General features: G+C 60.4%; 25 protein-coding genes and 1 pseudogene. 7 read left to right on the forward strand and 19 right to left on the reverse strand.

Going from position 1 to position 24,937, the window contains the following annotated elements; translation table 11 throughout:
• Positions 1-173: 173 nt before the first annotated feature.
• The 4 genes from J3D54_RS20205 to J3D54_RS20220 all read right to left on the reverse strand — a co-directional run bounded on the left by J3D54_RS20205 (position 174) and on the right by J3D54_RS20220 (position 4,350).
• Positions 174-1,889 carry an amidase gene (locus J3D54_RS20205; RefSeq protein WP_253422035.1) on the reverse strand — a complete coding sequence of 572 codons (1,716 nt, stop codon included), beginning with the start codon at positions 1,887-1,889 and terminating at the stop codon, positions 174-176.
• 197 nt (positions 1,890-2,086) lie between these two features.
• A complete protein-coding gene (locus tag J3D54_RS20210; RefSeq protein WP_253422037.1) occupies positions 2,087-2,314 on the reverse strand; it encodes a hypothetical protein in 228 nt (75 codons plus the stop codon).
• A gap of 141 nt (positions 2,315-2,455) precedes the next feature.
• Positions 2,456-3,292: an SDR family oxidoreductase gene (locus tag J3D54_RS20215; RefSeq protein ID WP_253422039.1), complete on the reverse strand. Its 837-nt coding sequence runs from the start codon at positions 3,290-3,292 to the stop codon at positions 2,456-2,458.
• 74 nt (positions 3,293-3,366) lie between these two features.
• Positions 3,367-4,350, reverse strand: coding sequence for an aldo/keto reductase (locus tag J3D54_RS20220; protein WP_253422041.1), 984 nt, complete (start codon positions 4,348-4,350; stop codon positions 3,367-3,369).
• A gap of 98 nt (positions 4,351-4,448) precedes the next feature.
• On the opposite strand from J3D54_RS20220, the gene J3D54_RS20225 reads away from it, so the two are divergent.
• Positions 4,449-5,354 carry a LysR family transcriptional regulator gene (locus J3D54_RS20225; protein WP_253422043.1) on the forward strand — a complete coding sequence of 302 codons (906 nt, stop codon included), beginning with the start codon at positions 4,449-4,451 and terminating at the stop codon, positions 5,352-5,354.
• Between the two features lie 13 nt (positions 5,355-5,367).
• Here the strand turns inward: J3D54_RS20225 and J3D54_RS20230 are convergent, their stop codons facing one another.
• Positions 5,368-6,282 (reverse strand): helix-turn-helix domain-containing protein, encoded by a 915-nt coding sequence (locus J3D54_RS20230; RefSeq protein ID WP_253422045.1) that lies wholly within the window; start codon positions 6,280-6,282, stop codon positions 5,368-5,370.
• A gap of 156 nt (positions 6,283-6,438) precedes the next feature.
• On the opposite strand from J3D54_RS20230, the gene J3D54_RS20235 reads away from it, so the two are divergent.
• Together J3D54_RS20235 and J3D54_RS20240 are read left to right on the forward strand one after the other, a co-directional pair.
• Positions 6,439-7,428 (forward strand): aldo/keto reductase, encoded by a 990-nt coding sequence (locus J3D54_RS20235; RefSeq protein WP_253422047.1) that lies wholly within the window; start codon positions 6,439-6,441, stop codon positions 7,426-7,428.
• Between the two features lie 125 nt (positions 7,429-7,553).
• Positions 7,554-8,447, forward strand: coding sequence for a LysR family transcriptional regulator (locus tag J3D54_RS20240; protein WP_253422049.1), 894 nt, complete (start codon positions 7,554-7,556; stop codon positions 8,445-8,447).
• 38 nt (positions 8,448-8,485) lie between these two features.
• Here J3D54_RS20240 and J3D54_RS20245 read toward each other — a convergent pair whose 3' ends face one another.
• The 13 genes and pseudogenes from J3D54_RS20245 to J3D54_RS20300 form a co-directional block, all read right to left on the reverse strand.
• The gene (locus tag J3D54_RS20245) at positions 8,486-9,274 is read right to left on the reverse strand and encodes a carboxymuconolactone decarboxylase family protein (RefSeq protein WP_253422051.1); all 789 of its coding nucleotides are present in this window, start codon (positions 9,272-9,274) and stop codon (positions 8,486-8,488) included.
• Positions 9,252-9,746 carry a cupin domain-containing protein gene (locus J3D54_RS20250; RefSeq protein ID WP_253422053.1) on the reverse strand — a complete coding sequence of 165 codons (495 nt, stop codon included), beginning with the start codon at positions 9,744-9,746 and terminating at the stop codon, positions 9,252-9,254. Before J3D54_RS20250 ends, J3D54_RS20245 begins: the two co-directional genes overlap by 23 nt.
• A gap of 21 nt (positions 9,747-9,767) precedes the next feature.
• On the reverse strand, positions 9,768-10,820 hold the full coding sequence (locus J3D54_RS20255) for an alpha/beta hydrolase (protein ID WP_253422055.1): 1,053 nt from the start codon (positions 10,818-10,820) through the stop codon (positions 9,768-9,770).
• Positions 10,821-10,883: 63 nt separating this feature from the next.
• Positions 10,884-11,978: an alpha/beta fold hydrolase gene (locus J3D54_RS20260; RefSeq protein WP_253422058.1), complete on the reverse strand. Its 1,095-nt coding sequence runs from the start codon at positions 11,976-11,978 to the stop codon at positions 10,884-10,886.
• 134 nt (positions 11,979-12,112) lie between these two features.
• Positions 12,113-12,244, reverse strand: a pseudogene (locus J3D54_RS30355) (hypothetical protein); the annotation flags it as partial.
• An 83-nt stretch (positions 12,245-12,327) separates the two neighbouring features.
• The gene (locus tag J3D54_RS20265; RefSeq protein WP_253422062.1) at positions 12,328-13,488 is read right to left on the reverse strand and encodes an iron-containing alcohol dehydrogenase; all 1,161 of its coding nucleotides are present in this window, start codon (positions 13,486-13,488) and stop codon (positions 12,328-12,330) included.
• Positions 13,489-13,491: 3 nt separating this feature from the next.
• Positions 13,492-14,883, reverse strand: a complete 1,392-nt coding sequence (locus J3D54_RS20270; protein WP_253422065.1) for an aldehyde dehydrogenase family protein — start codon at positions 14,881-14,883, stop codon at positions 13,492-13,494.
• Positions 14,884-14,890: 7 nt separating this feature from the next.
• Positions 14,891-16,264, reverse strand: a complete 1,374-nt coding sequence (locus J3D54_RS20275) for a glutamine synthetase family protein (RefSeq protein ID WP_253422068.1) — start codon at positions 16,262-16,264, stop codon at positions 14,891-14,893.
• A gap of 263 nt (positions 16,265-16,527) precedes the next feature.
• Positions 16,528-16,890: a DUF6124 family protein gene (locus J3D54_RS20280; protein WP_253422071.1), complete on the reverse strand. Its 363-nt coding sequence runs from the start codon at positions 16,888-16,890 to the stop codon at positions 16,528-16,530.
• A gap of 379 nt (positions 16,891-17,269) precedes the next feature.
• On the reverse strand, positions 17,270-18,946 hold the full coding sequence (locus J3D54_RS20285; protein ID WP_253422074.1) for an MFS transporter: 1,677 nt from the start codon (positions 18,944-18,946) through the stop codon (positions 17,270-17,272).
• A gap of 239 nt (positions 18,947-19,185) precedes the next feature.
• Positions 19,186-19,566: a RidA family protein gene (locus J3D54_RS20290; protein WP_253422076.1), complete on the reverse strand. Its 381-nt coding sequence runs from the start codon at positions 19,564-19,566 to the stop codon at positions 19,186-19,188.
• A 170-nt stretch (positions 19,567-19,736) separates the two neighbouring features.
• A complete protein-coding gene (locus tag J3D54_RS20295) occupies positions 19,737-20,063 on the reverse strand; it encodes a hypothetical protein (RefSeq protein ID WP_253422077.1) in 327 nt (108 codons plus the stop codon).
• Between the two features lie 64 nt (positions 20,064-20,127).
• Positions 20,128-20,427: a hypothetical protein gene (locus tag J3D54_RS20300; RefSeq protein ID WP_253422080.1), complete on the reverse strand. Its 300-nt coding sequence runs from the start codon at positions 20,425-20,427 to the stop codon at positions 20,128-20,130.
• A 302-nt stretch (positions 20,428-20,729) separates the two neighbouring features.
• Between J3D54_RS20300 and J3D54_RS20305 the strand changes: the two genes are divergently transcribed.
• From J3D54_RS20305 to J3D54_RS20315, 3 genes are all read left to right on the forward strand, one after another.
• Positions 20,730-21,950 (forward strand): helix-turn-helix domain-containing protein, encoded by a 1,221-nt coding sequence (locus tag J3D54_RS20305; RefSeq protein WP_253422083.1) that lies wholly within the window; start codon positions 20,730-20,732, stop codon positions 21,948-21,950.
• Between the two features lie 50 nt (positions 21,951-22,000).
• Positions 22,001-22,633, forward strand: a complete 633-nt coding sequence (locus J3D54_RS20310; RefSeq protein WP_007938786.1) for a PQQ-binding-like beta-propeller repeat protein — start codon at positions 22,001-22,003, stop codon at positions 22,631-22,633.
• A gap of 270 nt (positions 22,634-22,903) precedes the next feature.
• Positions 22,904-23,089 (forward strand): hypothetical protein, encoded by a 186-nt coding sequence (locus tag J3D54_RS20315; protein ID WP_253422086.1) that lies wholly within the window; start codon positions 22,904-22,906, stop codon positions 23,087-23,089.
• A gap of 29 nt (positions 23,090-23,118) precedes the next feature.
• Here the strand turns inward: J3D54_RS20315 and J3D54_RS20320 are convergent, their stop codons facing one another.
• Positions 23,119-23,388, reverse strand: a complete 270-nt coding sequence (locus J3D54_RS20320) for a hypothetical protein (RefSeq protein WP_253422089.1) — start codon at positions 23,386-23,388, stop codon at positions 23,119-23,121.
• A 459-nt stretch (positions 23,389-23,847) separates the two neighbouring features.
• Here J3D54_RS20320 and J3D54_RS20325 point away from each other — a divergent pair, with 459 nt between their 5' ends.
• Positions 23,848-24,936, forward strand: coding sequence for a hypothetical protein (locus J3D54_RS20325; protein ID WP_253422093.1), 1,089 nt, complete (start codon positions 23,848-23,850; stop codon positions 24,934-24,936).
• Position 24,937 lies beyond the last annotated feature (1 nt).

Below are 24,937 nucleotides of genomic sequence, written 5' to 3' on the forward strand. Positions count from 1 at the left end.
TGACGCTATTGGCTCACTGGGTAGAGACGATGTTAGGTGTCTGAACTTCTTTCAAATAGCGGCCGACTGGACAAACACTGTTGCCGGATTTCGCATGAATGGCCCAAAGATCGCAGGCTCCTGCAGGGCATGGGTACGGGTGTACTCAACCTCTGCAGGAACCTGCGATCTTCCTATTTTTGGCTACCCGACAATGGCGGGGTGCGAGGCGGGATCAAGCGTTTCGTCCCCGTCGACTCGAACGCCGAAGCCAGGCGAAGCAGCGTCGAATCGTCGTAGGCACGACCAGCAAATGTCAGCCCCACAGGCATGCCGATGTCCGGCATGACGCCCATCGGCACCGTGACCGTTGGAACGCCCAAATGGCGGATGGCGAGATTGCCATTGGCAACCCATACCCCGTTACTCCACGCGATATCCGCAGACGTCGGATCGACATCGGCATTCGCCGGCCCAACGTCGGCCACCGTCGGGAAAATCACCGCGTCGAGTCCCAGCCGATCCATCCATTCCTCCAGATCGATTCGACGGGTCTGTTCCAGCCCGCGCAGTCCATCCGGCAGCGTGTCGATCTGGTTCCACGGCGTGATGCCGCGTTCGGCCATCCGCACATACTCGTCCATGCCCGCGGCAAGATCGCCCTCGCGGTTGGGCAGCGTCCCCGGGTCGTGCGGGAAAATCAGCGGCCCGTTCACGTCGACCAGACGATGCAGTTTTGGATCACCGTTGGCCTGGAGAAAATCATCGAACGCCCAAGCCGTCAGGTCCCACAACTCATGGTGCTGGAACTCTTTGGACACCAGGCCCCGGTTAAACACCGTCGGTGCGCCAGGACGATCGCCCTCGCAATTGGAAACCAGCGGGAAATCGACCTCGAGCACTTCAGCGCCGGCCGCTTCGAGTGCCTTGCGCGCCTGCTCCCAGAGCCCGATCACGGAGGGGCGGGTGTTGATGCGCTGGCCCGTCGGCCCACCGATGCCAGGCGCATCGCTGGTGCCCGCATCGGGATCGGCGTTGATGTACATGCGAGGCACGCCAAAGCGCTTGCCGGCGAGCGCATCGCTTTTCGCGGCCAGCGACCCATAGGACGTGGGGCGCACCGAGGCAACGCTTGGAATCGGCACCCAGGGTTGCATCCGCCACAGATCGCCCCGTGTGTCGGGATCATTGGCCACCACCACATCGAGCACCTCGAGCAGGTCCGCCATTGTCCGGGCATACGGCACGACCACGTCCATCGTCGGCGTCAACGGCCAGTTGCCGCGCACCGAGATCACTCCGCGCGAAGGCGTATAAGCACACAAACCATTGTTCGAGGCAGGGCCACGTCCGCTCGACCAGGTTTCTTCCGCGAGACCAAATGCCGAGAAACTGGCGGCGGTTGCCGTGCCGGCGCCATTCGATGAGCCAGAGGCGAAAGGGGCCGTAAGGTAGTCGGCGTTGTACGGGCTCTCCGCACGGCCATACACCCCGCGCTGCATGCCGCCGTTGGCCATCGGCGGCATATTGGTCTTGCCCAGGCAGATCGCCCCGGCAGCACGAAGCCGTTCGATGGTGAACGCATCGCGATAAGCAATCAGATTGGCAAAGGCGGGACTTCCAGACGCGGCGGTCAGGCCCTTCACCAAGTAACTGTCCTTGGCCGTGTAGGGGATGCCATCGAGCGGCCCCAGCGTCTCGCCCCTGGCCCGACGGGCATCGGAGGCCTGCGCTTCCTTGAGCGCATCGGGGTTGCGAACCACCACTGCGTTCAGGGCGGTAGGCGTGTCGGCGCCGTCGTAGGCGTCGATCCGGGCGAGATAGGCCTGCACAAGCTCAACCGCCGTGGTCTGGCCGGATTCGAGCGCAGCCCGCAACTCGGCAATGGAAACCTCGGTGACCTCGATCATGCTGTTACCGCCTGCTGCTGGCGGGTAGCGTGGTGAAGGTTGCTGTTACGCCGGGTTTTCGGCTCAGGGACATCACTTATTTCACAATGGGCTTTCATTTCGGTTCTCATTGCACTGCATTACGCGACAGTATCGGAGAACTCATTGCCCTCTGTCATTCGCCTGTGCCCTGAACCTGATGAGGGGCGTGTATTTTCCTAATTGCCATCCGCCACCTTGCGTTCGATCTCGGCTATTTTCCGACTGCGCTCTTCAGCTTCCTGCTTCTGGGTTTTAGTCGTGGCCTGATCTTCACCGTCGAGGTCACTGTCGCTGTCCTCAAGCTCTCTTTCGACCACATCGACGGGTTTATCAGATGTAGCGGTGGGCGGGGTGTTCGAGGTTGGTTCTGATTCGACGTCGTTAACACTGTCATCGTTGTTCATTTCGCTTACCTCCGTTGGCCTACACATTGGATTCAGCGATAGGGTCTGAGTTCGAGATTTTTCCGGCATGCCGGAATAATGGATGCCGGAAACTTGATCGCTATTCTCGCGATTGACCGTAGAGAGAGCCCGGGCTTCAGGTTAACTGGGAGCCAAATCGCCGTACCAGTACGCCGCCGTGACACCACCATCCATCAGAAAATCGCTGCCGGTAATGAATGTGCCCTCAGGTCCCATCAGCAGCGCGCCCAAGGCGCCCACCTCATCCGGCGTGCCGCCGCGTCCTGCCGCGCTCAGTTCGATCATGCGCCGGTAACCCTCACCGCGTGGGCCGCTCAATTCGTCCCGCGCCAGCGGTGTAAAGATGATGCCGGGGCTGATCGTATTGACCCGCGCGCCGCGTTTGCCCCAACGCACTGCTTCAGCCATGACTCGCAACGAGTTGCCACGCTTGGATATCTGGTAAGCGTTCAACGGATCGGTGACTTGATCGGCTTGCAGCATCGGGAGCGCGAGCAAATCGTCCGCTGGGGTTGTCGCCAGCGCTTTGTTTTGTTCGGCGCTCAATGCGGGCAAGCGATGGCCGGATTGTGATGCGATCACGATCGCGGAACCGCCTTCGGCGATGACATTGCCGAACGCCTCAAGCACGACTGCCGTGCCATATAAATCAACCCGCAAAATGGTTGCAGCCGGCGCTTGAGAGGGTGAAACCCCCGCAGCGTGGATGACACCGGTGATGTCGCCAATGGCCGTCGCGGTCTGCACCAGCGCCTGGACTGATTCACGAGAAGAGACGTCTACGATGGCCGTGGTGACCTCGAATCCTGCCTCAAACAAGACCTTTGCCGCTGCATCGGCGTTCTCCTGTTTCAGATCCGCCAGCACAACATGCTTGCCGGGACTGACTCGGCGGGCAATGGCCTGGCCGATTGAGCCGGCGCCAATAACGACAATCACTTTCGTAAGATTTTTCATGGGTATCTCTCTCGTCAGGCTCCAATTGACTGACCCGACTGGGCGTCGGATCAGACCTCCTGCGGTGCATGGGATCAACGATCGACCCGTTGTTGCAGGTGCGCGGGGTAACGGTCGCCGATAATCTGAATACGCTCTAACGCCGATTCGATGGCGGCAAGATCCTGTGGGGTCAGCTCGATGGACGCAGCGCCGTTGTTTTCCTCAAGACGGTGCAGTTTGGTTGTACCCGGAATCGGTACGATCCAGGGTTTGCGTGCCAGCAGCCAGGCAAGGGCGATCTGACCCCGAGTCGCGTTCTTGCTGTGGGCGATGTGGCCGAGCACCTCGACCAGTTGTGCGTTGGCGCGGCGGTTTTCTTCGCTGAAGCGCGGCACGATGTTGCGAAAATCGTCTGGCGCGAAAGTTGTTCCGGCATCGATGGCACCGGTCAGGAATCCCTTGCCCAGCGGGCTGAAGGGCACAAAACCAATGCCGAGTTCCTCAAGCGTCGGCAGGATCTCTTTTTCGGGCTCACGCCACCACAGCGAGTATTCGCTCTGCAGGGCGGCGACGGGTTGTACGGCGTGGGCCCGACGAATCGACTGCACGCCGGCTTCGGAAAGGCCGAAGTGCTTGACCTTGCCTTCGGCGATCAGCTGTTTGACTGTACCGGCGACGTCTTCGATCGGCACGTTGGGATCGACGCGATGTTGGTAGAACAGATCGATGCGGTCAGTCTTCAGGCGCTTGAGCGAGGCCTCGGCCACCGCACGGATATTTTCTGGACGGCTGTCGATACCTTGCGCCACGTCGCCGTTCTTGAAGCCAAATTTGGTGGCAATCACAATCTGATCACGAAATGGCGCCAATGCTTCGCCCAACAGCGCTTCGTTGGTGAATGGGCCGTACGCTTCGGCGGTATCGAAGAGTGTCACGCCGTGCTCGAACGCGCTGCGGATCAGTTGAATGGCGGCTGTATTGTCCATCGCAGGGCCGTAGCCGTAGCTGATGCCCATGCAGCCCAAACCGATGGTTGAAACTTCAAGGCCGCTGTTGCCCAAAAAACGCTTTTGCATTTTTTCGTCTCCTCTCGTAGGGTTCCATCACCTTATATTGCTGTTGAAAGCTCAACAATATAGCCTTGGCTGCATAGGTTGGTGAGGTAAATTCATAAATGATGCGCGCAGATCTGCCGGGGCTTACAGCCTTCATCGCCATTGCTGAACAGCGCAGTTTCAGTGGCGCGGCTCGCGTGTTGGGTGTGTCTTCTTCCGCGCTCAGTCACTCCATGCGTAACCTGGAGGCGCGGTTGGAGATGCGCCTGTTCAACCGTACTACACGCTCGGTTTCATTGACTGAGGCGGGGCAGCAATTGCTCGACGGTGTACGGCCGCTCATGAATGATTTGGCGAATGTGGTCAACGAAGTCACCTCCACCCGGATCACACCTTCAGGTTCCATCCGCATCAGCGCCTCGGAGTCATCCATGCGGCCGCTGATTCGCCATGTCGTTCCTGACTTCGTCGTCCGCTATCCGCATATCCACATCGAGTTCGTGGTCGACGGCAAGCTGCAAGATATTGTTGGCGATGGTTTCGACGCAGGCATCCGGCTGTTTGATGACGTGCCACGCGACATGATTGCCATACGTTTCGGGCCGGATTTACGTTTCGCGGCCGTTGCTTCACCCAGCTATCTTGAACGCCATCCTGCTCCCCAGGTGCCGCAAGACTTGAAAGCGCATCGATGCATACGCTTTCGCTTTACCAGTGGCGGACTGTTTCGCTGGGATTTCAAACACGAAGCGCAAAGCGCCAGCCTTGATGTTGAAGGGCAAATCACCCTGGACAACATCAACCTCATGATTGAAGCCGCGCTGGCGGGTGTTGGTGTCGCGTGGGTGCCCGAAACACAGGTTGCCGATCATCTGCGGGACGGACGGTTGATCCACTTGCTAGCGCAATGGAGCCCGAATTATTCGGGGCTTTGTCTATATTACCCAGCCAACCGTCATCCACCGATTGCCCTGCGGCTTTTCGCCCAGGCAGTCCGCGATTGGGCGAGCCGACCTGAATCGTAAGCGGCGGGCGGGACTAACGCTGGCGCCGGTAGTCGCTGGGGGAGAAGCCGGTGTCTTTGCGAAAGATACGGGAGAAGTGACTCGGGTTGGAGTATCCGACTTCATTCGCGATCGTCACGACGGTCATCTCCGTTTCGCGTAGCAGACGTCGGGCCGCATTGATCCGCAGCTTGATCTGATACTGCGACGGCGGAATACCCACCGCGCGTTTGAACAGGCGATTGAAGTGGTACTCGCTCATACCCGCCTGTTCGGCCAGCAGCGCCAGGCTGAACTCTTGCGCCATATGTTCGGCCATCCAGGCGGTGATCCGGCGCAGCTTGAAGGCCGGTAGCGATGACGCCTCCTTGCTCGAGCTATTATCGAGTTCTACATAGTTGCGTGCGAGATGGATGCATAAGGCCTGGGCGACACCGCGCGTGAACAGTTTACTGGCCTTGGGGCGGTCGGCTTCTTCGCGCAGGCATTGCAGCAAACTGACCAGCTGTGGGTCTTCGAACCCCGAGATATCCCGAAGTGTGGCATGGGCCGCATTAGCGCCGTAAACGTCTTGCAATGCCTCCTCGAACAGGGCCAGGCCCAGCAGGACCATGACCACCTCGAACGGTTCGGCGCTCAACCGTTTCCAGCGAAATTCATAAGGCGCACCGGCGGCGGTCACAAACAGCGACCCTCGTTTTATCCGGCTGGTCATCCACGGGCCGTCTTGCTCGCGCTCCTGCGTTTCGGCCTCTCCCGAGGTCACCCAGACGATAAAGGGCTCGGCCACAGCCGGCATGTTGAAGGCCTCTGAGGTTGAGGTCAGCGAGAACACCGAAAGACGTACGTCTCGCCAGGCCGGGCCGCTGGTGGTGCTGATTCTCTGGCCGGCGGGGTAGGCATCGAGGCTCTCTGCCGAGGTCATCTGCGGGACGGACGTGAGGCTCATGACGCTCTCCGATACGACAACAGGGCATGCGCGCCGCCCAGTCCTGAATATAAAAGCAAAATCACAACAGGTCGGGCAAAAGCGCGGCGGAGCGCCACCCTTGATGGGCACAAACTGGCGACATCCAATCTTACCGTTAACGCAAAAGGTGAAGAAATGAAGACTCGCAAATTAGGCAACAGCGGCCTTGAAGTGTCTGCCCTGGGCATGGGCGTGATGAATCTGAGCTTCGGCACCGGAAAAGCCGTTGAGCAAAGCCAAGGCGTCAAGGTTATCCGCGGTGCTGTGGAGCGGGGTATCAACTTCTTCGACACGGCGCAGGCATACGGCCCCTATACAAACGAAATGTTGCTGGGTGAAGCCCTCGTTCCGTTCCGTGATCAAGTCATTATCGCGACCAAGTTCGGCTTCAAGCTGGAGAACGGCGGCATTGTCGGCGCCGACAGCCGGCCAGAGACCATTCGAGCGGTGGCTGAAGCTTCGCTGAAAAGCTTGAAGACGGATTACATCGACCTTTTCTATCAGCACCGCGTTGACCCTAATGTGCCCATCGAGGACGTGGCGGGAACGTTGAAAGACCTGATCGACGAGGGGAAAGTGTTGCACTACGGCTTGTCCGAAGCTGGCGCCACGACCATCCGCAGAGCGCATGCCGTGCATCCGGTTACGGCGGTGCAGAACCAGTACTCCATCTGGACACGGGAGCCGGAAGCAGAGGTGATCCCGGTGTGCGAAGAACTCGGCATTGGTTTTGTGCCTTGGGGCCCGCTGGGGACAGGATTCTTGACCGGCACCATCGACGCCAATACGAAATTTGACAGCGCCACCGACCTGCGAGCGAACTTCCCGCGTTTCACTCAGGCAGCGATGCAGGCGAACATGCCGGTGGTGGACATGCTCCGCGCAATGGCCGCGAAAAAGAACGCAACCCCGGTTCAAATTGCGCTGGCCTGGCTGCTGGCCCAGAAACCGTGGATTGTGCCCATCCCGGGCATGGACAAAATCGAATACCTCGACGACAACATCAAATCGATCGAGCTTGAGTTGACCGCAACGGACCTGCGCGAGATCGATGAACAGTTGTCGGCCATCAACATCCAGGGTGGACGACTGGACGAAGGTCTGCTGTCGATGTCCGAGGACTGAACCGGCGAGCGGGTCTCGGCAGAAATACGACTTCTACCGAGCCATGTCAGGAGGGCAATGTAGAGTCAAACGATTGGTCATGATCGATGGCATAATCGCCGAAGGTTCATAACCAGGGCGTATAAATGACCGCTGAAAGCTACGACCAACTCGCGATCTTCGCGGCCGTGGCACAGGAGCGCAGCTTCACCCGCGCCGCCGCCAGGCTCGGCATGTCGCAGCCCGCGTTGAGCCGGGCGATGCGTCAGTTGGAGGAACGACTGGGCGTCAGGTTGCTTGCGCGCACCACTCGAAGCGTTTCCCCCACGCAAGCGGGCGAACATCTGTTGCAGGTGATCGCTCCCAGGTTCGAAGAAATCAACAGCGAGTTGGCATTGCTCAGCGAATTCCGCGACAAGCCGGCAGGCAAACTGCGCATCACGGCCGGCGAGCATTCCGCGATCACGATCCTGCAACCGGTGCTCGCAAAGCTGCTGCCCGACAACCCCGATCTCAGCATCGAGATCATCGTGGACTATGGTCTGACCGACATCGTGGCGGAAGGCTTCGATGCCGGTGTCCGGCTGGGTGAACAGGTCGCCAAGGACATGATCGCGGTGCGCATCGGCCCCGACATGCGGATGGCGGTTGTCGGTTCTCCAGAATATTTCTCCCGGCACCCGAGGCCAAAAGTCCCGAGCGATCTGATGCAGCACAACTGCATCAACCTGCGCATGCCGACATACGGCGGCATCTTCTCCTGGGAGTTCGAGAAGAAGGGGCAAAAACTTAAAGTGCGCGTCGAGGGCCAACTGGTGTTCAACAACATCGCCATGCGTCTGGAGGCTGCCCTCAAGGGGCTGGGGCTGGCCTACATGCCGGAAGACCTGGTGCAGACACATGTCGCGCAGGGGCGGTTGATTCGCGTGCTGGCGGACTGGTGCGAACCGTTTTCGGGATACCACCTCTACTATCCAAGCCGCCGCCAGAGCTCTCCCGCCTTTGCGTTGTTGCGCGATGCGCTGCGTTACGCGGGTTGATTCCTGATACATGGCAAATGTGCAGGAGTCGTACCCGGTTACGGGGGAGTGCGTCCAGGTAGATGTTTATCCAACGCCTCGCGGGCGCGCTGGGCGGCATCGGCATCGCCGTGGTCGGCCAGCACCTGGATCAGTTGACGCAATTGCGCAGCGCTCAGGCCGACCCTCATGCTGGCGGCCATGTGCGAGCGCAGTTGCGGCTCCACGCCGGGCGTGGCGGCCAGCGCTCCGACCGTGGCCAGCTCGCGACTTTGCCAGTCCAGGTTGTCGCGCTCGAAGATGTCACCGAACAAATGCGCCTGCAGGTACTGATTGATAACGGGGGCGAAGTCGAACAGCGGGCCCTGGACGGGCGCGCCCGCAATGCGCGTCTGGTTAGCCTTGCCCACTGCCAGCAATTCGTCGCCGGTGGGAATGACGCCAGCGGGCTCGCGCCCCGGGGCGTCCTGGAGGCCGCGTTGTTTGCGTTCCTCCAGCACCTTCATCAGCTCGCCGAGTGCGTTGAGACTGCGCGGAAAGCCGACGTAGGCATAGAGTTGCACCAGGATTTCCTTCGCCTCGCTGACGGTCAGGCCCGCGTCCAGCCCTTGGTTCAAGGAGGTATTGAGCCCGGGCATGTTGCTCGTGGCCATGAACGCCGCAATCAACGGGATCGCCTGCTGTTTGGCGGACAACGTCTGGGAAGCGGGTTGTGCGGGGGACATGGCTTGTAACTCCAAAGGGTTCTGGTTAGCGTGGCTCGGCGTGCTCGCCAGCCCCAGGCTCAGCGCGAATGCCGCTACCAGCACGCCGGGCTTGTGATACCTAGCGGGCGTTGTATTGGTCATCGGTGACTTTCTCCAGCCATTGCACGCTCTTGCCATCCACCGCGCCAGTCACGGCCAAGTGCGTCATTGCAGTGGTCGGTGCGGCACCGTGCCAATGCTTGACGCCCGGTGGGCATACGATCACGTCTCCCGGATGGATTTCCTGCACGGGCTTGCCCCATTCCTGCGTCAGCCCCACACCGGAAACCACCACCAATCGCTGTCCTGCAGGATGGGTATGCCAGGCCGAGCGCGCGCCCGGTTCGAAGGTGACATAGGCGCCGGATGCATTGATTTCGCCGCTGGCGGGAAACAAGGGATCGACGCGCACTCGCCCGGAGAAATAATCCGCCGGTCCCGTTGCCGAAGCCTGGGTGCCGGTGCGGCTGATCTGCTGGGCGGCCAAGGATTCAGCGGCATTGTCAGGTTGGCCGGCTGCGCCGGCGAAGGGCGTCGCGGCGCATACCGCGATTCCCAAAAGGGTTTTGTTCATGATGACGGGTCCTTGCTCAGCTCAGAGCGTTCTCGCGTAAAACGCAGTCAACTTGCCCATTGCGGCGTCCACATACGCGGGTACCCAATAGGTTTCGATATGGGTTGCGCCATCGATCTTGAACAGTTCCTTGTCCTTGGTGCCGGTGGCCTTGGTGAATGCATCCTCGGTCATGTACAGGCTGTCGGCCTTGCTGCCCGCGATCATCAGCAACGGCTGCCGGATCAGTTCGATCTGGTCAGTGGCGTCGAAACGCATCAAGTCCAGCAAGCTGCTCATGGTGTACTTGAAGGTCGAGTTGGGATGCGCATGCGTCTTCCAGTAATACTCGTAACCCTGGCGATACAGATCGAACGGCAATTTGGCGATCTGCTCATCCGTCAGGTTGGCATCCCCGGCATAGAGAATTTCCCCGCCGGCCGCTTCCTGAGCTCGGGCAGCGGAAGCCTGCTCCAGGCGTTGCTGGACAGTGTCCAGTTGCGAATCGTTGTAGCCATTGCGACGAACCCGCCCGGAGTTGAACATGCTCACCGTCGCAATCGATTTGAATCGCTTGTCGGTTTTCGCCGCAGCCAGCGAGTAGCCGCCACCGCCGCAGATGCCGAGCAAGCCCAGATGCGCACTGTCGACGCCTGGATAGCGGGCGATGAAGTCCGCCATGCCATGGATGTCCTCGATGCGGTAGGCGGGTTTGTCGACGTTGCGTGGCTGACCGCCACTGGCCCCCTGATAAGCGGCATCCGCGGCGATCGTGATGTAGCCCTGTTCCGCCAATCGTTGGGCATACAGACCGGCGACCTGTTCCTTCACCCCGCCATTGGGATGCGCCACGACGACGGCGTGGTATTTCTTCCCCGAGTCATAGTTCGCGGGGGTGTAAACGTTGGCGGCAATGTCCAGGCCGTTGAGCTTGTATGTGACGGCACGGATGTTGACCTTTCCCGGTTCGTTCTTGGTAATCGCGCCGCCGTAGGTCAACGTGAAGGGATTCTGCTTGTAGTCCGCCGCCTCAACGTCGGCTGCCGAAATCCCGACCATGGCGGCGAGGAGGGTGGCCTTTATCGTTGTTCGCATCGTATGAGTACTCCTGCTACTTCCTGTTTCTGAAAGACATGGCAGCCATCGCCATGCTCGTCGTCAATCCAGCGCTTTCTCTGCAAGGAACTTCGAAACCAGATCCGCGATCTCGACGTTGTTGATGTCCGAGAACGGGAAGTGGGTATTGCCCTTGACCCCGATCTCCGGCAAATGGATGAGCGTTACGTCACCGCCATGGCGGTTCACCGTATCGCGCCACAGGCGCGCCATCTCAAGTCGGGCGCGCCAGCTGTCTTGTGCCGGTAAACGAACCGGTTTGGCGGGGATGTTGTCGCCATAGAAAATGACGATGGGGATGCGGGTCAGCGCTTCGAACTGCGCCGTCGAGACGACATGGGCCGAAAGCGTGTCGAACGCGCTGGGAATCGGCGCGGGAACCTCTCCCTCTGGAAACACGAAACTGCTGCCCGGTTCGAACGCCACGATGGCCCGCACGTTATGACTCTTGATCGCCGTCAGCCAACCGGGCCCGCCGCCTTGCGAGTGGGTGAACAGGATGGCGGGCCCCGTCTTTTCCAGTAGGGCGGATACGCCATCGGACACGACCTCAATGTCGTAGGGGCCGGTGTTGGGCGTCATCGAACGGAAGAATTGCTCCTGCGCTTCCTGCCCACGTGGAAACTGGCTGCCCTCGAAAGTGTCGGGCCACAGACCGATGCGGAATTGGTTGAACCACATCTGTTCGTCGGCAACCGGCTTGATTGTCGTTTCAACCAGGCTGCGACCTGCATCGCCACGTCGTGGCTGGTCGATCAGATACGTGGAGAAGCGGCGACGCAGGAAGATGTTCTGGAACCCTTCACGTCCGTCGGCCGTGGTCTCCCAAGACTTCGCGGACTGTCCGGCGCCATGCCACATGACGATCGGGAGCGGACGTGCGTCCACCGGAACCTGGTAGAACGCATACACATGGTCGCCGTGATAGCTCTGGCCGTCGGGCTTCATGGGGTGGTAGGGATCGAAGACGCCCGGCTGAGCGATCAGCCCACCGCCAGCAAACAGGCTTCCCTGATCCTTGATGACCAGCGGACTGCGATCGTCCGCACCAGCGACTGCACCGGTGCACAGAGCGAAACAAAGGGTGCCCGCCCGGGCTGCTGCGGGCATGCACTTGCGGAGGATGTCTGGGGTCATGGATGGCTCTCGACTTGAAATCGCAGAGCAGCAACTTACCCTTGGGTCATTGATTGATAAATGGCGCTAATCGTATAGGACTGATATCAGAATCATATAAGTGTGGTGTACCCCGCTTTTTTGGGCTGTGGTAATCAGCCCCCCGCCTGTTTATTCAACGCCTCTTCAACCGCCGCGTTTTCTGCCTGACGCTTGATGATCATGTCGCCCACGGGCGGGCCCTGGAAGCGTCGTTTTTCGAAGGTGAACCAGATGATGGCCGTCAACGCCCATGCCTAGCGAGAGTTGCTGAGCAAAGCCCATGTTGTGCAACACCTTGATGTCGTCGTCTTGTGGCGCGGTGGCCGTTCTAAAGACGGCCGTGATAAGCCGCTTCGAAAATTTCTGCCGCGCCATTTCGTGTCAATGGCAGCGGATTACCGCCGGCACAGGGGTCGACAATCGCCATATCCGCGATCAGGTCGGCCTGCTGATCATCCACCCCCAGCTCCACCAGCGTATGCGGCACGCCGATGTCCTTGCGCAGCTTGAGGACGAAGGCCATAAAGCTGTCGAAGCCCGGAGAGGGCAGGCGCAGATACGCCGCCAGACGGGTGATGCGTTCCTCGATGGCCGGGCGATTGAACTTCAGCACATAGGGCATGAACGTGGCATTGGTCATGCCGTGGTGGGTGTCATACAGGGCGCCCACCGGATGCGAGAGCGCGTGCATGCCTCCCAGGCCTTTCTGGAACGCAGTGGCGCCCATCGCCGCCGCCGCCAGCATTTGTGCGCGCGCGTCGAGATCGGAAGGGGTGTGTACCGCCCGCACCAGAGCATTGGCTACCAGGCGCATGCCTTCCACCGCGATGCCTTCGGCCATGGGATGAAAACCGGGAGCGCAGTACGATTCCAGGCAATGGGAAAACGCGTCCATGCCAGTGCCGGCGGTGACCTTGGCCGGCATGCCGACGGTAAGGGCGGGGTCGCTGATCACCACCTTCGGCATCATCTTCGGATGGAAGATGATGCGTTTGGTGTGCGTGCGCTCGTCGATGATCACCGCCGCACGGCCGACTTCGGAACCGGTGCCGGCCGTGGTCGGCACCGCGATGACCGGGGCGATGCTGCTTTCGTCGGCGCGTGTCCAGTAATCGCCGATGTCTTCGAAATCCCACACCGGTCGGGTCTGGCCACTCATGAAGGCAATGAGCTTGCCCATGTCCAGGCCGCTGCCACCGCCGAACGCCACCACGCCATCGTGTTGACCGGCGCGCCAGGCGTCGAGCCCACCCGCGAGGTTGGCTTCAACGGGGTTGGGCTTGAGGTCGCAGAACAGTGCGACACCGAGGCCGGCGGCGCGCAAGGATTCCAGCGCCGCGGTGGTGATCGGTGCACGTGCCAGGCCGCTGTCGGTGACCAGCAACGGTCGCTGGATCCCTTGGCTGCGGCAGACTTCGGCCAGTTCGGCGATGCGGCCAACACCGAAGCGGATGCTTGTGGGGTAGTTCCAGTTCGCGGTCAGGCTCATGGCTCAGATCTCGTGGCGCAAGTGGAAGGATTTGGCTCGGGTCAGGTGTTCATAGCCCAGGCGCGACAGCGTGACGCCGCGCCCGCTGTTTTTCACCCCGGTCCAGGCCAGGGCCGGGTCCAGGTAATCGCAGCGGTTCATGAACACGGTGCCGGTGGCGATCTCGTTGCCGATGCGTTCGGCGGCGGCCAGATCCAGGGTCCAGATCGAGGCGCTGAGCCCGAACTCACTGTCGTTCATCAAGGCGATGGCTTCCTCGTCGCTGCTCACCGGCATGATGCCCACCACCGGGCCGAAGCTTTCCTCGCGCATTACCGACATGTGATGGGTGACGTCCACCATTACCTGCGGTGCGAGGTAGGCGCTGCCCGGCGTGTCGGCGGCGAAGTCCTTTGGATCGATCAGCGCCCTGGCCCCTTGTGCCAGGGCATCGGCGATCTGCTTGCGAACGAACTCAGCGGCGCTCGGTGTGACCAGCGGCCCGAGGGTGGTGGCTTCGTCCAGCGGGTTGCCCAACACGTATTGGCGGGTCAGGGCAGCGAAGCGCTCGACAAAGGCCGGGTAGATTTTTTTATCGACATAAATACGTTCGACGGCGCAGCAGCTCTGCCCGGAATTGAAGAAGCTGCCGTCCACCAGGTTTTCCACCGCATGCTCAAGGTTGGCGTCTGCCCGGACATAGGCCGGGTCTTTGCCGCCAAGCTCCAGCCCCACGCTGAGGAAACCTCCGACAGCCGCATGTTCCATGGCCTCGCCGCCGCTGACAGAACCGGTGAAGTTCACCTGCTGCACCCGTCCAGAGGTAATGATCGCCGCTGCATAGACATGACTGAGCAGCAGGTTATGGAACAGCCCTTCGGGCAGATGAGCACGGCGAAAGGCTTCGGCGAAACGCTCCCCGACCAGCAGCGTTTGCGTGGCGTGCTTGAGGATCACGCTGTTGCCCGCCATCAGCGCCGGGATGATCGTATTCACCGCTGTCAGGTAGGGGTAATTCCACGGTGCGACGACCAGCACCGTACCCAGCGGCTCGCGTTTGATGTACCGCCGAAACCCCTCAATAGGCGCGGGTTCCACCGCTGTCAACGCTTCAGGCGCAATGGCGATCATATGCCGCGCACGTTCTTCGAAGCCGCGCAGCTCGCCAGCGCCGAAGCGTATCGGGCGCCCCATCTGCCAGGCCAGTTCCGGCACGATCTCATCCTTCATCGCCAGCATCGCGTCCACGGCAGCACTGCAAAAGGCCGCGCGTTCGCTCAGTGGCCGGTGTTTCCATTGCGCCTGGGCGGTTTCGGCCGCCGTCAGGGCCTGCTCGATCTGTACCGCATCGGCACGGCGGCGTTCGGCATAGACCCGGCCGTCGACCGGGGAGATAAGTTGAACGGTCTCAGTCATGGCGTGCTCAATAGCGCTCGAAGCCGCGCTGCAGTTCCCAGTCGGTTATCCGTCGGTCGTACTCTTTCTGTTCCCAGTCGGCGGTGTGTACGTAGTGGTCGATCACTTCATCGCCGAATGCCTCGCGCAACATGCTCGACGCCTTGAGGGCGGCGCAGGCCTCGCGCAGGGTCTTCGACACTTCAGGCAAATGCTCATCGATATAGGCATCGCCCTCGAACGGCGGCGCGAGTTCGAGCTTCTCGTCGATCCCGGCCAGGCCCGCGGCGATCAACGCGGCGAAGGCCAGGTAGGGGTTGAGGTCGGCACCACCGATGCGGCATTCGATGCGGATGGATTTGCTGGCTTCGGCGCACAAACGAAAGCCTGCGGTGCGATTGTCCCGGCTCCAGACCGCCCGCGTTGGTGCGAAGGTGCCGGCCTGAAAGCGCTTGTACGAATTGATGTAGGGCGCGAGAAAACAGGTGATGTCGTTAGCGTATTTGAGCTGCCCGGCCACCCATGAACGCATCAGCTTCGACATGCCGAACTCAGCCTTAGGGTCGAAGAACAGCGGCTTTTTCGCATGCTTGTCCCACAGCGAATTGTGGATATGGCTGCTGGAGCCGGCGGCGTCATAGCGCCACTTGGCCATGAACGTGATCGCCTTGCCTTGCAGTTGCGCGATCTCTTTGCAGGCGTGCTTGATGATCACGTGGTGGTCGGCCATGGTCATGGCGTCGGCATAACGGATGTTGATTTCTTCCTGGCCCGGCCCCCATTCGCCCTTGGAGTTTTCCACGGGAATGCCGCAGGCCTGCAGGTGCTTGCGAATCGCCCGTAGCACCGGTTCCTCGCGAGTGGTCTGCAGGATGTTGTAATCCTCGATGTAGTGACCGGCGGTTTTCGGCTGGTGGTAGTTGCGCTCGTGGATCGCCTGGTAACTCTCGTCGAACAGATAGAACTCCAGCTCAGAGGCGAACATGCCGGTATAGCCACGCTCGCGCAGGCGCTCGACCTGTTTTTTCAGGATCGCCCGCGGGCTGTGGGGCAGGTCTTTTCTGTGGTGATGATCGAGCACATCGCACAGCACCAGCGCCGTGCATTCCAGCCACGGCACGCGACGCAACGTGGCCATGTCGGGTTTGAGCACAAAGTCGCCGTAGCCTTTGCTCCAACTGGCAGCGGCGTAACCCGGCACCGGTTCCATGTCGATGTCGTCGGCCAGCAGGTAATTGCAGCAGTGGGTTTCTTCGTGGCCGCTGTCGATGAAAAACTCGACCTGGAAGCGCTTGCCAACCAGTCGCCCCTGCATATCGACCATGCACACCAGCACGGTATCGATCTCGCCGGCGGCAGCGGCGCGTTTGAGTGCTTCGAAACTGAGGAGGGGCTCGGTCATCGCGTCAGTCCTGCGTGAATGATCTGGACCTGTCTGAAATAGCTGCTGCAGACGCTCTCCAGAAAAAAACCAAACCTGCAGACGCGAGCATCGTGAGCAATAAGCTGCTGAAAGCTTAGCCTACTGCTGGTGTGCGCAAGTTTCGGTGATCTGAGCTTGATGAGGTTTGTCTGTTGCTGGGGCTGGCGCCGGTGTTGCTGATGTCTTGGCAGGGTGGTGTTGAATGTGGCGAGGTGCTACCGCCTCGCCACAGATCCTGTCGATTATTCCTTCGGTTCGACGTGATCCAGTGCCTGGTTCACCGCCAGTTCACCGAGCATGACCACTTGCGCAATGCCCAGCAGGGTCTTGCGATGTGAGGTTTCCAGCAATGCTGCGAAATTGTTGAGCATGAGGGTGGCCGAGCCGAGTGTTTCGCTGGCGTTGGCCAGCAGGGATTCGGTGTTGTAATTCGGGTTGGCGAAGTACATGGGCTCGGGTTCGTTGGCCGTGGCCATGATTTGGGCGGCCGGGTTGAGGTAGTGGTCGAGGGCGCGCTCGGCGGCTTCGTGGAGTTTTTTTGAATCGAGTGATTCGTAGGGGGATGTCGGGTCTGTGGCAGGCGGATTGGGCGTAGGTTTGAACATAGATGAAACTCCTGGGAAAACTATTTGAGGAGCCATCACCCTTTGCTACCAAACGAAGGGTGGCGGCCATGCACAGGTTGGTAGACCGGTCCAGGAACCCGGCGCGCCCGAAGGAGCCCTACGCATGGCCACCATAAAAACAGAGATGAAAATCAACCTCTGCTAAAGGCGGCGCTATGCGCCTGGAAATACCGGGCTACCAAACCCGATCACTGTTTTTCAGTGACCGGGAAACGATAAAACCCGAGCCCAAAGCGCACAAGCCGGCGGATTCTGGCGCAGTCGTAGGCAATGACGCAAGGCGTTGTAGCCTTGATGAAGTAACACCGGGTGTCTTTAAACACCCGGCTTAAACACCGTTGCTGTATGGCCTAAACGCTTACGTGTGATGAATCTCCCGATCCTTGGTTTCCGGCAGGAAGAACGTGCCAAGAATGGCCGTCATCACCGCGATGACGATCGGGTACCACAGCCCGTAGTAGATATCACCCGTGGCCGCGACCATGGCGAACGCCACTGTCGGCAGGAAGCCGCCGAACCAGCCATTGCCGATGTGGTAGGGCAGCGACATCGAGGTGTAGCGGATGCGCGCCGGGAAGAGCTCCACCAGCCAGGCAGCGATCGGGCCGTAGACCATGGTCACGTAGATCACCAGGATAGTCAGGAGCAGCAGCACCATCGGGTAATTGGTCTTGGCCGGGTCGGCTTTCTCGGGGTAGCCGGCGTCCTTGAGGGCGGTACCGAGGGTGGCGACAAAGGCGTCGTTGCGGGTCTTGAAGTCGGCGGCCGGCATGCCGGTGCCCTCGAAGCTCGGGATGACCTTGTCGCCGACTCGCACCTGCGCGACGGCGCCAGGCGTAGCCTTCTCGTTCTTGTAGGGTATGGCCTTCTTCGCCAGCACAGTCTTGGCGAGGTCACAGGAACTGGTGAATTTGGCCTTGCCCACCGGGTCGAACTGGAACGAGCACTGGGCGGGATCGGCGACCACCGTGACCGGATTCTTCGCCTGCGCGGCGAACACGTCGGGGTTACCGTATTCGGTCAACGCATGGAAGATCGGAAAGTAGGTCACGGCGGCGAGGATGCACCCGGCCATGATGATGCCCTTGCGGCCGATACGGTCGGACAGGCTGCCGAACACAACGAAAAACGGCGTGCCGATCAGCAGGGAGCCGGCAATCAATAAGTTGGCGGTCTGCGGGTCGATCTTCAGCGTCTGCAGCAGGAAGAACAGCGCATAGAACTGCCCGGTGTACCAGACCACGGCCTGGCCGGCAGTGCCGCCTAGCAAAGCCATGATCACTATCTTGAGGTTTTCCCAGCGGGCGAAGGATTCGGTCAGCGGCGCCTTGGAGGACTTGCCTTCTTCCTTCATCTTCAAGAACACCGGTGACTCGCTGAGTTGCAGGCGGATGTAGACCGAGACAATCAGCAACAGGATCGACATCAGGAAGGGAATCCGCCAGCCCCAGGCCTCGAAGGCTTCGGTGCCGAGAATAGTGCGGCAGGCGAGGATCACCAGCAACGAAAGAAACAGGCCGAGGGTCGCGGTGGTCTGAATCCACGAGGTGAAGTAGCCGCGCTTGCCTTTGGGCGCATGCTCGGCCACGTAGGTCGCCGCGCCGCCGTACTCACCACCCAGGGCCAGGCCTTGCAGCAGGCGCAGGCTGATCAGGATGATCGGCGCCGCCACGCCGATGGTCGCGTAGCCGGGCAGAAAACCCACGACGGCGGTGGAGACACCCATGATGACAATGGTGATGAGGAACGTGTGCTTGCGCCCGATCATGTCGCCCAGTCGGCCGAACACGATGGCGCCGAAGGGGCGCACCGCGAAGCCTGCGGCGAACGCGAGCAGGGCGAAGATGAAGGACGTTGTTTCATTGACGCCGGCGAAGAAGTGCTTGGCGATGATGGCGGCAAGGGAGCCGTAAAGGTAGAAGTCGTACCACTCGAACACAGTGCCTAGGGACGAGGCGAAAATGACCTTGCGCTCCTCCTTGGTGATGCTGTGGTGGGGCGCGCTGCCCGTGGATGTGTTGTCGATTGCGGCCATGAGTCTTCTCCGTCGTTCTTGTTGTAGGCCGGAGTACCTCACTTTCTTTTTTTGCCGCACCCAGGCCCAAGGGCTGATGTCGTCGGATTACGTATTGCGCCAAGCATGCACACAGGCTGACGGCCTCGCATCGCTGCAAGGGTTTCTTGAAGCATAATCGGCTTCGCGCAGATATCCACTCGCCAGCCTGCCCGGCGGCGGCCGCTCGCCGAGCAGGGCCGCCGGACACGTTCACGGACTTAGCCTTTGGCCGCCATCGCGGTGACTTCCACGCGCATGCCTTCGACCGCCAAAGCGGCCACGCCAACAGCGGCGCGAACCGGCCAGGGCTTGGCGAAGAAGCGCTGGTAAACCTCGTTGAACGCGGCGCGGTCGGCCATGTCGGTGAGGTAGATGGTCAGATGCAGCACCCGGTCCATGGAACTGCCGGCTTTCTCCAGCGCTACCTTGAGCGCCTGCAGAGTGCACTCGCTTTGCAGGGTGATGTTACCCAGTTCCAGGCTGCCGTCGGCACGGGTAGGGATCTGAGTGGAGACCAGCAAGCCGCCGAAACCGGCAACATCGGAAGAGATGGATTCCGCGTCGGGATCGGGGAGGAACGTGATGTCGTGGTTTGCCATGGGGATCTCTTGTTTGTGGGGGTGAAGGGGCGCCGGGGTATTCAATGACACAGCGCCTTTTTTGCGTGGCCAGTTTACAGCCCTATTGTCGAGCTGTTCGTGAATCAGCTCGAAAACTCGGAAGGCAAGCAGGCGGGTGCTCCCCGCGGCATGGTAGCCGCCTAACGTAGTTAGCTGAGCGAGGTTATTTTCAATGTCGCAATAACATCTTTTGGCTTGCGTTTATAACAACGAACCATGTGGTCACAATAATCGCCGACCGTGTAAATGGTCAGGTTGCCCGAGCTGATGGTCTTGTAAGTCTCTCTGTCACATACATCAAGAACGTCGCCTTCAATTGCATCATATTCATTTCTTCGGAATAGACCGGAAGAGCGGGTGGCTTTCAAGTCTTCCCCAAATACGGCCTCTTCATTAAGAAGGTTCACGGAAATGTTGAAGATGTTCGCAATTCTCTGTAAGGCAAATTTACGAACGATTTCATCTGGATCGCTCATGATGCACGCTCATCTTATTGCTTCAATAAATACGGTCGCCTGATAAATAGCGCATGGCTCCAAGTCATGCTCCACGAGTGTTTAAAATTATAAATAGTGAAAGTGCTAATACAAAAATAGCTGTGACTGTGGCATAGCAAAGACCAAAACCGATTTTTATGAGGGGTATTTCGTCTGTCAGGGCTTGATAGCCGATATAACCTCCAAGCAATGCAGAGGTGGCGATTCCGATGATGAGAATGTAGTCGGTCTTATAGGTGGGGGCAAATGCCGGGATGACAACTGCATACGATCCGCTTATAAGGGTGGTGAATATGACAATAATTTTTATTGCAGAAATAATGCTGCTTTTTGTCGTGCTCATTTTTTTGTTTTTCTCCTGACAAAATACCTCGGGACGTTCTGGGTCTGCTGCTGACCACTAAACACTTTCAGCCACATCAATCTGCAACGAAAGCATGAGCTTCGCCGCGCTGACCCACGCTGGATTTATCCCTGCATCCACCATAGCCCTGAACGCCGTTTGCGCCAGTGCCTCGACTGGATGTGGCAGCACGGCTTGAACGATGGCGAAGCGCCCCCCAAACCCGGCGTGCGGTTGAGCAGTCGTGGGATAGACTGATCAGCGAACATCGGATGCAGGGGGTGCCAGGTGGCGCGAATCAGATGGACTCGCTGATCACCGCAGCGGCGCGTGCGCTTGCAGCGGGTGATCCGCTCGGCGCCCTGAACCGCATCGCCTTGCGCAACGACGCGCCTGCACTCGCGCTTCGAGGCATCGCGATGGCGCAACTGGGTGACCTTGTGCGGGCGAAGGCGCTGGTGCGAAGTGCCGCGCGGGCGTTCGGTGCGAAGGAGGCCTTGGCCCGCGCGCGGTGTGTCGTCGCCGAGGCCGAGATCGCGCTCGCCTCGCGTGATCTGAACTGGCCGGTGAAGGCGCTCGACGCTGCGCGGGCGACGCTTCAGGCACACGGCGATTGGGTCAATGCCGCCCATGCGCGCTATCTCGAGATTCGCCGCTTGCTGCTGATCGGGCATCTCGACGAGGCTGAGGGCCGTCTCGCCGAACTCGACCCCACGCCATTACTGCCCGCGTCGAGGGCCGCTTACGAACTGGTTCTGGCGGGCATCGCCATGCGCCGTCTGCAAACGAAAGCGGCGCGCGCGGCACTTGAGCGGGCCGGGCATGCTGCACAGCACGCGGGCATTGCGGCACTCACCGCCGAGGTCGAAAGCGCCTCGCATATCCTCGATACGCCAGCGGCGCGGCTGATTATCGATGGGCAGGAACGGCCGCTGCTACTCGATGAAATTGAAGCGTTATTGGCATCCCCCACACTGGTGGTGGATGCCTGCCGGTATATCGTGCGCGACGCAGGCTCGGCGGTTTCGCTTGCCCGGCGACCGGTGTTGTTCGCGCTCGCCCGGGCGCTGGGCGAAGCGTGGCCCGCCGATGTGCCGAGGCAAGCGCTGATTGCGCGAGCCTTCCGGATGAAGCACGTGGATGAGTCCCATCGCGCGCGGTTGCGCGTCGAACTCGGGCGGCTGCGTGGGGCGCTGCGCCTGATCGCCGATGTGGTCGCGACCCCGCGAGGGTTTGCACTGGTGCCACGCGTTGCACCTGACGTCGTGGTGCTGGCGCGGCCAGTCGAAGAACCGCATGCGACGCTGCTCGCCTTCCTCGCTGACGGCGAGTCGTGGTCAAGCTCGGCCCTGGCGTTGGCGCTCGGCGCCAGTCAGCGCACCGTGCAACGAGCCCTCGACACGTTGGCGGCTGCCGACAAGGTGCAGTCGTTCGGTCACGGCCGGGCCCGTCGCTGGATGACCCCGCCGGTCCCGGGATTCGCGACGGTATTGTTACTCACCGCGCTGCTGCCGAATGACTAGCATCCTCTTCACTAGCCCAGTGAACGCAGTCAGTAAACGAGGAGTAAGACATGAAACATTCAACGGCTGAAATCATCCGCGAATACGGGCCTTTTCCAGGCATCGACCATGTGCACGGCGTCACCCATGACGGTCAACGCGTCTGGTTTGCCTCCGGCGACAAACTCAACGCCCTGGACCCGGCGAGCGGCAAGACCCTGCGCTCGATCGATGTCGCCGCCCATGCCGGCACCGCCTTCGATGGCCAGCACCTGTTTCAGATTGCCGAGGATCGTATTCAGAAAATCGACCCGCAAACCGGTCGCGTGCTCTCCACCATCCCCGCGCCCGGTGGCGGTGGCGACTCAGGGCTGGCGTGGGCCGAAGGCACGCTCTGGGTCGGTGAGTATCGCGAGCGCAAGATCCATCAGGTCGACCCCCAGACCGGGGCGGTGCTGCGCACCCTGGAATCCAATCGCTTTGTCACCGGGGTGACCTGGGTCGAGGGCGATCTGTGGCACGGCACCTGGGAAGGTGATGAGAGCGAGCTGCGACGAGTCGATCCGGCCACGGGCGAGGTGTTGGAGAGCGTCCAGATGCCGGCTGGCGTCGGCGTGTCGGGGCTTGAGTTCGATGGCCACGACCGCTTTTTCTGTGGTGGCGGCAACAGCGGGAAGGTGAGGGCCGTGCGCCGGCCTGAATGAAAGGCCGCGACTATAAAACGGCTTTGTATCAGGGAGTTTGCAGAGACAGCGAGTGCAACTGCCGCCGTTCGAGAACGGCTTGGGCCGTGCCCTGCGGGGGAGACTCGGAAATAACCGATTGGGCCGGCCCCTGAAAAAGCTGTGGAATATGAGTGATTTACGATACAACCATTACCCATTCTTTACGTTGGCACAGTGCTCAAAGCCCCGCAAACACTGTCTGAAAGGCCGAGAACGGTAGTTTTTCTCGCCTAAACAGAGAGTGACGTAATGAAGTTGAACAAAGTTGTAAAAACGGCAGTGGTCTTCGCCTTGTTGTCGTCCTTGTCGGGTTGCTGGATGTTCTTCCCGCCGGGTGGTGGTGGTGGTGGTGGTGGTGGTGGTGGTGGTGGTGGTGGTGGTGGTTTCGGCCATCCTGGAGGTTTCGGCGGTGGTCCCGGTGGCGGCCCGCGCTGACCAGCCATCAACCAGTGTTACCCATCCTGTCAGAAGGTGAACGCTTGCGCCGACCGTGACGGACGCTCAGTCATCTCGGTCTCCAGCAGATGCTCAACCAGTACGTCATTCAAAAAGCGAAACTGATCGTTGAGCCCGACCACTTCGTTACTGAAGTGGTTGGTGGCTGCCGGCATCAGCAAGGTTTCAAATTGCTTGTCGAACACCAGCGCGACGGCTTTGCGAGAGACGACCTGCTGCAAATAGTAGTTGCTGCCGAACACTGGAAAGCTGAACGCGAGGCTGACGGAATAAATCATGATGTCGGCTCCTCGGTTTGACCGATATCCAGCACCAAGCGGGAAAACAGGGTCGGGGTGATGGCCGTCAGGGCCAGGCAGGTCAGAAGGTGGATCAACATGGTGTGCCCCTCCGATGCGGGGTTTTCACTGGGGACGAGGTTGATCCTGCGCCTGGCGTTTTTTTTGCGGAAGGCATTCGTGGCGATGGTGAATATCGACGTGGATGATGGTGGTAATGTCCGGTGGTCTTGAGGGCTTATTCGCGAGCAGGCTCGCTCCCACGCTGGCTCTCCTGCGTGCACGAATCTTGTGTCCGACAGTGATCCAATGTGGGAGCGAGCCTGCTCGCGATGGCATTTTTGAAGGCGCCACCACGCTTCCTGACGGACGGTGCCCGGCGCCGACCTATACTCAAATCAACCTGTTTTTTTGCGCGTCGAACACTCTGTTCGACGCAGACTGAAGGACATCGCGATCTTGAACCTGCGTTCGCTGATCGTCGTTTTTTTGGTGGTACTGGCGGGATGCGTCACCTCTGCGCGTGCCCCGGTAGCCGTGGCGCCGGTAGTGGTTTCCCAGAGCACCTGGCAGCAGGTGGACGAGGAAATTGTCGCCGCTTCGCAGCAGGCCACCGAACAGACCAGGGTGTATGCCCGCGGATCCATGGAGCATTGGCGCTCGCGGGTTCACGAACAGACCGAAGAAGTCTTCATTCCGTGGTTCAGCAGCTATTGGACCCAGGAATGGCTGTCGATGAAGGTCAGCTGGTACACCCTCAGTGCCGGGGGCGAGCAGGACGCCTCGGCCAAACGCCTGGCGGCCTATCTGTTGGAGCAATATCACCGCAAAGTGCTGGACCCTGTGGCGTTGGAGACCGATCCCGACGAGATCCTCGGGCAGGCGACAGCGTATTACGTGCAATCTCTCGGCCAGCAACTTCAGGTCATCTCCCAGCGTCATGGCGTGTCGATGGCGCAGCTCAACGAGCGTATCCAGAAGATTCCGGCGATTTCGCTGGGCCCGCCGCCCGCCCGTGATGCGTCGCTGTATCAGGTGGTGCACAGTGAATCGCTGACTACGTTGCCGGCCTACGCGGCGTTGATCGACAAGATCCACACGGCAGGCGGTGAGAAGGGCATTGCCTCGACGGACGCCGGCATGACGCCGGTGGCCAAACGCGCAAGCAAGCGGATGGAAGCCGAAATGGCCCCACGAGGCGCGGCCGGTGCCGTGGCGGCAGCGGCGGGGAAGCTGGCCGGGGCGATGATTTCCTTGGGAGTGGCCGGGGTGCGCGCGGTTATTCAGGCCAACGATCGGCCTGATAGCGAGGCGCTGATCCGCAGCAGCCTGGGCGATTCATTCGACAAGGCGTGGCTGAAGCTGGTGCAAAACCCCACCACCGGCGTCATGGCCGGAACGCTGTACATGGCCGGGCAAATCGAAGGCAGTCTGGCCCAGCCCCTGGCCCAACCTGTTGCACAGCCCGTCGAACCGTCGGTCGGCTTGGGTGCGGGATCTGTCAATTGGAGCCACGCTGGATCGACTACCCAGCAGATCAACCCATAAC

The sequence above is a fragment of the Pseudomonas sp. GGS8 genome (assembly GCF_024168645.1).
Taxonomy (GTDB): domain Bacteria; phylum Pseudomonadota; class Gammaproteobacteria; order Pseudomonadales; family Pseudomonadaceae; genus Aquipseudomonas.